Source organism: Streptomyces sp. NPDC001393, assembly GCF_053597455.1.
On sequence record NZ_JBSFIH010000028.1, the window covers coordinates 110,272 to 116,592 of the forward strand.

Consider the following 6,321-nt stretch of genomic DNA (forward strand, 5'->3'; position numbering starts at 1 on the left):
ATCCGACGGATGCGCAGGCGCCGCCGGAGAATCGAGCCCGCCACACCGCCCGTCCGGGCGGTCATCCTGCGGCCCATCCGGTGGCCGGCCGGCTGCGGCACGCCAGCTGCGCACCACCAGTTCCCCGAACAGCACATACACGCTCACCTGGGCAGGTCACGCAACACGCCGGACACCACCGCGAGGATCACGGTGGTCACCGCGATGGCGACTATCACCGCCCGTCCGTCCCACGACGCCAGCCGGTCCGTCGCGCGTCCCTGCACGTCGGCATCGGTGTGACCGTCCGACCAGGGCGAGAGCCAGTACACCTCCAGCGAGGCCGCAGAGGGCTGCGCATCACCGTTGTGAGCATCCACGCACTGCCAACGAACGATCCGGCTCGTAGGCTTCGGCCATGACCGAGATCCACACCCCGACACCCCGCGACGCCTTCGAGCTGCTGCTGGCCGGCAACCGGCGCTTCGTCGCCGGTACCCCCGAGCACCCCAACCAGGACGCCGCCCGCCGCGCCGAGACCGCCCCGTCCCAGCAGCCCTTCGCCGTGCTGTTCGGGTGCTCCGACTCCCGGCTGGCCGCCGAGATCATCTTCGACCGCGGCCTGGGCGACCTGTTCGTGGTGCGCACCGCGGGCCACGTCATGGGCCCGGAGGTGCTGGGCAGCATCGAGTTCGGCGTGGACGTGCTGGGCTGCCCGCTGGTCGTGGTCCTCGGCCATGACTCGTGCGGCGCGGTCGGCGCCGCCTGCGCCGCCCTGGAGAACGGCATGACACCGGCCGGGTACGTCCGGGACGTCGTCGAGCGGGTGACCCCCAGCGTGCTGGCCGCGCGGGCCGCCGGACAGGTCGAACCCGACCAGATCCTCGCCGAGCACATAAGGCACACCGCCGACCTGCTCCTGGACCGCTCCCGGGTCCTCGCCGACAAGGTCGCCGCCGGGCAGGCCGCCGTGGTGGGCCTGCGCTACCGCCTCGCCGACGGCAGCGCACAACTCGTCGCCGCCCGCGGCCTCGACGCCACAGTCCCCGCCGCGTTCTGACCGCCCCCGCTGTCACTGCTCAGCGTGAATTGCCGCGGCCACAGGACCCTCGTATACGTGGATGAGGAACCCATCGGGTGCACCGCTTGATCATCCACGGGAGGGCACTCCGATGGCTCCCGCGCCGACCTGGCGCGGGCCGCGGGCTGCGAGGTGTGCCGGGGATGGGGAACGGTCGTCACCGACGACTGGCGGCACGAGCTGTGCCCGGCCTGCCAGAGCAGTGGCCGCTCAGCCGAACCCGTCACGTATCCGCCCGGCCCCCGTCTCCGGGAGCGGTAAAGGGAACAGCGTCGGTGTCGGTCACACGGCGGGCCGGGGACCCGCGGCGCGGCGGAGCCGGTTGGCAATCGCCAGGCCCAGTCCCTCCTCCACCGGCAATGAGGCCACGATGAGGTCGCACCCCTGCTCGTCGAGTTCACGCAGGAACCCGTACAGCCCGCGCGCATAGGCAGCCATCGAACCGGGGACCTGCACCACGGCGTGCACCTTCACCGCAGCATCGGCGAAGGACGCAGGCAGAAAGACGCCCACCCGGTGCCCCAGCTCCTGCGCCAGCTCCGCCTCGCCGACGACCTTCTCCGGCTCGACGAGGACGACCCGCGCCCGCGGCGCGTAGTGCGACGGATGCTGCCCCGGCACCCGGACGCGGCTCGTCGAGAGGACCCCGAGCGGGCACCCCAGCACCGCTTCGAGGTCCTCGCGCGTCACCCCGCCCGGCCGAAGAATGCTCGGGACGTTACCCGTGACGTCGACGATGGTCGACTCGACGCCGACCGTGCAGGAGCCGCCGTCCAGGACGAAGTCGACCCCACCGCCGAGCTCGGCACGGACATGGTCCGCCGTGGTCGGGCTGACCGAGCCGAAGCGGTTGGCGGACGGGGCCGTGACACCGCCACCGAAGGCCGACAGCAGCGCCAGTGCGACGGGATGGTCGGGCATGCGCACCGCCACCGTCTCCAAGCCACCGGTCGCTTCGTCGCCGGGGGCGTACCGGCTCCAGGTTTCTCCGGCTTCGGTGACCAGGTGGTGGCTGTCCTGTCGTGGTAGCTGAGTGCCTTCGCGATGACGGGGGCCGGGGTCTGGAGGACGAGTTGGCGGATCGCGGAGGTCCTGCCGTGTTGCGGGGGGGACACCAATCTCGTGCAGGTGGGCCCGGAGGCTGCTCGGATGCCAGCGGAGGAACGTCTGCGCCGGGTCATCGTGGGCTCTTGGGAAAGGCCAGCTCGTCGCCGGGTGTCTGGCATGGCCGGGCGGGGGTCGGGAGAGAGGTGCTGCCAGTCTCCAGGCGGCCGATGGCGTCTACCAGTAGTGGCGGCGGCCGCCAACGGCGTGGCCGACGGAGCCGAGCAGGAACAGGATCAGTCCGATGACGAGCAGGATGATGCCGATCGTCCACAGGATGCCGGTGTGGAGGAGGAATCCGACGATGAGGAGGATGATGCCAAGCGCGATCATGGCGCACTTCTTTCTTTCCGGCCGGTGTGTCGGCCGCTGATGACGGGCAGGCCGGCGGCGATCGCCTGGGCTGTGTTTTCGTCCCGTTTCGCGGGTCGGGTTTCAGGTGGTGAGCAGGCGGTTGAAGAACGAGCGGTAGTGGCGCAGGGCCGTGCGCAGGGCCTCGGTGTCGACCTGTCCGCCTTGGCTCCATTGGCCTTCGAGCGTCTTCTTGTGTTCGTCGAATGTTGTGGCGAGGGTTTGCATGACGCTGGCGACCAGGCTGTCCGCGGCCTGGACCGCTTCGCGGGGGTCATCGACGAAGGTGTTCTGGATCTTCTCCCAGCGTTCGCGGAAACTCGCCTGGTCCTCTGCCGTCAGCAGCTGCGGCATCTCGTCCGCGTCCTCGGTCCGTGCTCCCGCCGTCTTGTCCGCGGCAGCGGTTTGCGTGCTGCAGGAGGCGATGTCGTCGGCAGTATCCGTGCTCTCGGCGCTCTCACCCTCTCCTGGGTAGAGCGGGGCGCCTGGTTCTGCGTTGGTGTCGGGGGACTTGGCGAGTTCCTCTGTGGACAGGCCGCTGTCGGGCGTGTGGGGTGCGTCGTCGCGTTGCATATCTCCTCCGTGTCGTCGGCCCTGCTTGTTCGGGGGTCAGGCCGGGGCGTGGCGGGTCTGGCCGCCGTCGGAGAGCAGTTCGTCGAACAGTGCCCGGTAGTGCACCATGGCGCTGCGCAGCTGTTCCGTGGTGGCCTTGTGGCTGGCGCTGAGCGTGTCGATCTCGTGGGCGGTGCGGTAGTGGTCGAGGGTGCGGCTGTGCTCCACGGAGAGATCCTTCAGCTGCTGGTCGTAGCTGTCGGTGGGGTAGCCGCGGTCGTGCATCAGTGAGGTGACCAGGCGGTCCGCGTCGTGGACGGCGTCCTCCGGCCGGTCCACGAACTCGTGCTGCACGTGGTCCCAGTCCCGTGTGTAGCGCTCGCGGAGACGGTCGGGCAGGGGCTTGATGTCGAGCTTGTCGTGGCGCTTCTCGCGTGCGCTGAGTTCGCGTTCGGCGGCGAGCCGGCTGTCGGCGCCGTCGACCGTGCGTTCGTACTCGGGCCCGTAGCGCTTGCGCAGGGAACGGTGCCGAGAGAAGAGAACCAAACCTGCGGCGATCAGTACAACGACCACCGCGACGGGGATGACGATCGCCAGAAGCGTGCCGGTAGACATCGGGCCGACCTCCTACCGAATATCCGATAAATCCCACGTTTCCCGTTTTACGGGATTCACTCCAGCTCTTCGCCCGGAGCCATGCCGTCCACGCCATGTCCCGCATCCGCAGCATCCTTGGCACCGTGCACACACCAGCCACCAGCCGCCCGAGGGCCCCAGCGCCTACGGCCGGGGTCACGCTTGGTGAGGCGTGGGTGCGGGTGCTCGGTCTTGTGGTGTTCCGACTGGTTCGGTCAGGCGCAGGCTGGCATGGTCACCCCGTGGGCGTCTTGGCGGGGCTTCAGCGCGGGGTCAGCCGAAGCCGAACCACGGCGACTTCCCGGCCGACGCCCCGGTCGCCGAACCGCCCGACCGGAGAAGATAGCGCGGTGAGTACTGCGCTGGCGGAGGCCCTATCCGCCGTTCTTCTTGCGGTCGTGCTGGCATGCGCGGTCATCCGCCCGTTCGGCTGGCCGGAGGCCGTCGTCGCGGTCCCGGCCGCCGGTGTCGCCATCGCCATCGGGGCGATCCCGCTGGCCCACGCGGCTGACGAGGCCGCCCGGCTGGGGCCGGTGATCGGGTTCCTGGCCGCCGTGCTGGTCCTGGCCCAGCTGTGCGACGACGAGGGCCTGTTCCACGCATGCGGGGCGTGGATGGCCCGCACCGCGGCGGGCCGGCCGCGCCGCCTGCTGATACAGGTCTTTGCCCTCGCCTCGGTGATCACCGCGGTGCTCAGCCTGGACGCCACCATCGTGCTGCTGACCCCGGTGGTGTTCGCCACCGCCGCCCGGCTCGGGGCCCGGTCCCGGCCGCACGTGTACGCCTGTACCCACCTGTCGAACACCGCGTCGTTGCTGCTGCCGGTCTCCAACCTGACCAACCTGCTGGCGTTCGCCGCCAGCGGGCTGAGCTTCACCCGGTTCGCCCCCCTGATGGCCCTGCCCTGGCTGGTGGCCATCGCCGTCGAGTACAGCTTCTTCCGCCGGTTCTTCACCACCGACCTGGACGCCGGCGCCACGGCCCCGGCTACCGCCGAACCGCGCGAGGTGCCGGTATTCGCGCTGGCCACCGTGGCATGCACGCTGGCCGGGTTCGTTCTGACGTCCGCGGTCGGGGTCAACCCCGCCTGTGAAGTTTCCCCGTGATCTCGGACACTCGTTCGTTATGCCGCGAGGGCGTGCTGTTGTCGTTGCCGGGTCTCCGCTCGGGTGAGGTAGCCGAAGACCTTGTGTTTGCGCAGGCGACGGCGGTTGTAGAACGTCTCGATGAAGGCGAAGACCTCGGCGCGGCCGGTGGCTCGGTCGGGCCAGACACGAGTGCCGATCTCTTCCTTGAGGAGTGCCCAAAAACTCTCGGCAGCGGCGTTGTCGAAGCATGATCCGGTGCGCCCGCAGCTCTGCCGCAGCCCCAACTCCCTTATTCGATGTTGGAATTGGGTCGATGTGTACTCGCTTCCGCGATCACTGTGGATCACGCAGCCGGGCTGCAGGTGGCCCCGGCCGTGGGCCATGTCCAGGGCGTCGACGACGAGTTCGGCACGGTGGTGATCAGCCATGGCATAGCCGACGACCTCGCGGGTGGCCAGGTCCAGCCAGCAGGCGAGGTAGAGCCAGCCCTCGGCGGTGGGCAGGAAGGTGATGTCGCCGGCCAGTTTGGTTCCGGGCGTACCGGCGTGAAAGTCGCGGCCGATCAGGTCCGGGGCCGGCTTCGCCCTCTTGTCCGGCCGGGTCAGCGAGCGGTGCTTGCGGCGGGTAACACCGCGGATGTCGTGCTCGCGCATCACGCGGGCTATGCGCTTGCGGTTCACCCGCCGCCCGAGGCGGCGCAGCTCGGCGTGGATACGCGGGACACCGTAGGTACGGCGGGAGGCGAGGTGCAGCACGGTGATCTCGTGCGCGAGTGCCTCGTCGGCGGCTTGGCGCCTGCGGCGGGCGGCTTCGCCCTCGCGCCAGGCGTAGTAGGAGGAGCGGGCCACGTGGAGCACCCGGCACAGCAGGGTGATCGGGTAGTTCGCCTTCTCCGCATGGATAAACCGGTACAACTCGCTCACCGGTCGTTCTCCTTCACGAAGAAGGCGGTCGCTTTTTTCAGGATCTCGATCGTCTGCTGCTGTTCGCGGTTCTCCTTGCGCAGCCGCCGCAGTTCCTCGCGCTCGGCGCTGGTCAGCTCGCCGCTGTGACCCTCGGCCCGGTCGGCCTTGGCCTTGCGGTACCAGCCGCGCAAGGACTCCGAGCTGATGCCGAGCTCCCTCGCCACCGCGGTGACCGTCTTGCCCGAGGAGTCGACGAGCGCGATCGCGTCCCGCTTGAACTCCTCGGTGTACCGCTTCGTGTACTTGCTTCCCACCTGGTGCTACTTCCTCTGGAACCTCAGGTCCCAGTCTCCAGGTGTCCACGATCAAGGGGAAGCTTCAGGTCTGCTTGGACACCTCGGCGCCGTACACCTCGGCCAGATGCGCCGATATCTCTCCGTGGGTAAGGCCCTTCGCGGACAGCGACAGCACCATCTCATCAACGCCGGTCAGGCGGCGCTGCCGCTTGCGCACGATCTGCGGTTCGAAGGTGCCGGCGGTGTCGCGGGGCACCTTCACCTCGACCGGGCCGACGTCGGTCAGCACGGTCTTGGCCCGGGTGCCGTTACGGGAGTTGCCGCTGCCT

7 protein-coding genes and 3 pseudogenes are annotated in these 6,321 nt (G+C 69.4%); 2 read left to right on the forward strand and 8 right to left on the reverse strand.

Annotation, left to right across the window (positions count from 1 at the left end; all coding sequences use genetic code 11):
* Window positions 1-143: 143 nt before the first annotated feature.
* Window positions 144-359: a hypothetical protein gene (locus tag ACWC2T_RS27215; protein ID WP_450672983.1), complete on the reverse strand. Its 216-nt coding sequence runs from the start codon at window positions 357-359 to the stop codon at window positions 144-146.
* A 38-nt stretch (window positions 360-397) separates the two neighbouring features.
* On the opposite strand from ACWC2T_RS27215, the gene ACWC2T_RS27220 reads away from it, so the two are divergent.
* Window positions 398-1,039: a carbonic anhydrase gene (locus ACWC2T_RS27220; protein ID WP_450672984.1), complete on the forward strand. Its 642-nt coding sequence runs from the start codon at window positions 398-400 to the stop codon at window positions 1,037-1,039.
* A gap of 303 nt (window positions 1,040-1,342) precedes the next feature.
* Here the strand turns inward: ACWC2T_RS27220 and ACWC2T_RS27225 are convergent.
* The 4 genes and pseudogenes from ACWC2T_RS27225 to ACWC2T_RS27240 all read right to left on the reverse strand — a co-directional run.
* Window positions 1,343-2,017: pseudogene (locus tag ACWC2T_RS27225) on the reverse strand (L-threonylcarbamoyladenylate synthase); the annotation flags it as partial.
* A 324-nt stretch (window positions 2,018-2,341) separates the two neighbouring features.
* A complete protein-coding gene (locus ACWC2T_RS27230; protein ID WP_450672985.1) occupies window positions 2,342-2,497 on the reverse strand; it encodes a DUF6131 family protein in 156 nt (51 codons plus the stop codon).
* 102 nt (window positions 2,498-2,599) lie between these two features.
* Window positions 2,600-3,088, reverse strand: coding sequence for a hypothetical protein (locus ACWC2T_RS27235; protein WP_450672986.1), 489 nt, complete (start codon window positions 3,086-3,088; stop codon window positions 2,600-2,602).
* Between the two features lie 36 nt (window positions 3,089-3,124).
* Window positions 3,125-3,682 carry a hypothetical protein gene (locus ACWC2T_RS27240; protein WP_450672987.1) on the reverse strand — a complete coding sequence of 186 codons (558 nt, stop codon included), beginning with the start codon at window positions 3,680-3,682 and terminating at the stop codon, window positions 3,125-3,127.
* A 371-nt stretch (window positions 3,683-4,053) separates the two neighbouring features.
* On the opposite strand from ACWC2T_RS27240, the pseudogene ACWC2T_RS27245 reads away from it, so the two are divergent.
* Window positions 4,054-4,791: pseudogene (locus tag ACWC2T_RS27245) on the forward strand (SLC13 family permease); the annotation flags it as partial.
* Window positions 4,792-4,826: 35 nt separating this feature from the next.
* On the opposite strand, the gene ACWC2T_RS27250 reads toward ACWC2T_RS27245, so the two are convergent.
* The 3 genes and pseudogenes from ACWC2T_RS27250 to ACWC2T_RS27260 form a co-directional block, all read right to left on the reverse strand.
* Window positions 4,827-5,714, reverse strand: coding sequence for an IS3 family transposase (locus ACWC2T_RS27250; RefSeq protein WP_450672988.1), 888 nt, complete (start codon window positions 5,712-5,714; stop codon window positions 4,827-4,829).
* Entirely contained in the window at window positions 5,711-6,010 is a 300-nt protein-coding gene (locus ACWC2T_RS27255; protein WP_450672989.1) for a transposase, read from the reverse strand. The genes ACWC2T_RS27250 and ACWC2T_RS27255 overlap by 4 nt, the downstream gene beginning before the upstream one ends.
* 67 nt (window positions 6,011-6,077) lie before the next feature.
* A pseudogene (locus tag ACWC2T_RS27260) lies at window positions 6,078-6,321 on the reverse strand (transposase); the annotation flags it as partial.